2 protein-coding genes are annotated in these 1024 nt (G+C 62.8%); one reads left to right on the top strand and one right to left on the bottom strand.

The window, feature by feature from the left end; all coding sequences use genetic code 11:
• Positions 1-67 precede the first annotated feature (67 nt).
• Positions 68-328: a hypothetical protein gene (locus MKK75_RS00445; RefSeq protein WP_244000795.1), complete on the top strand. Its 261-nt coding sequence runs from the start codon at positions 68-70 to the stop codon at positions 326-328.
• Between the two features lie 244 nt (positions 329-572).
• Here MKK75_RS00445 and MKK75_RS00440 read toward each other — a convergent pair.
• Positions 573-1024 (bottom strand): Crp/Fnr family transcriptional regulator (locus MKK75_RS00440; RefSeq protein WP_244040672.1); only part of this gene is annotated, 452 nt, incomplete at its 5' end.

Here is a 1024-nt window from a genome sequence, read left to right as displayed (position 1 = left end):
AGGAACACGCGTTGGAGTGGCCGCCGGCAGGTGCCGTGGCTGAGCAGCGTCCAGAGCAGGTAAGTTGGTGGGCCAGGACAACGTCGAGATCCTGGTTGTCCTCCAACCCATCTCCGTCGACACAGCGAGCCCGGATGAGGTCGGCATGCTGGTGATCGCCAACGGGTTGCTCGTGGCCGTGCTAGTGCGCCTCGACGCCCCCGAGCATGAGCGACGCGGGGCTTGGTACATGGAGGTCAGGCTCGGGCGTCTCGCGAAGGTACGCGCTCCCGTGTTCGATACCCTGGAGGACGCGACGCGGTGGGTGCGGCAGCGCCTCAAGAACTGATCGCGATGACGAAGGCGATGAGTATGCTGAGTAGAGATGTCCGCTTCGATGGATCAAAACACAAAAGCAGACTGTCGGATATTCACCCTCAGCCGCCATTCTGGTTCCGACCTAGCCTGGTCGCCCGGTTCACTATAGGCGCTTTCCGAAAGCAGCCATTCGTTGGCCGTCCGGCAATCTCAGCTCGGAGTGGTGAGCGAACCTTAAGCCTTGTCCCCGGAGCGGACGTTCCGCAGAAGCCAGTCTACGACGTACCCAAGAGCGGACGTTCGTCGTCGCGTGGGTTCAGGTGGAGATACTTCGGATCAAACTCAGCGAAATCCATCAGCCGCGCAGCGTTGGGAATGCGCATGCGCTTGCGCCTCCATTCGAGCAGGCCCTGACCTCGCAGTGCCTGAAGCACCCGGTTCACGTGTACGCTGCTGATACCCAGCGCGTCTCCGAGATCATCCTGGGTCATTGGGAATTCGAAGCTGTCCTCGCTCACCAGGCCTACGACCCGCAAGCGCACGAGCAACTCGCACACGAGATGCGCCATCTGCCGGTCGGCGGCCCGTTGCCCCATGTTGACGAGCCAAGCCCGCAGCGTGCCCTCATCGACCAGGGTCGCCCACCAGAGCGCTCGCGTGATGCGGGGATGGCGGGCCGTGAGATGCTCGATGACCGAGCGCGGAATATCCACGATGGTGCAGCCCC

Source organism: Methylobacterium sp. J-030, assembly GCF_022829545.1.
GTDB lineage: Bacteria > Pseudomonadota > Alphaproteobacteria > Rhizobiales > Beijerinckiaceae > Methylobacterium.
This window is presented reverse-complemented; position numbering and strand designations above follow the sequence as displayed.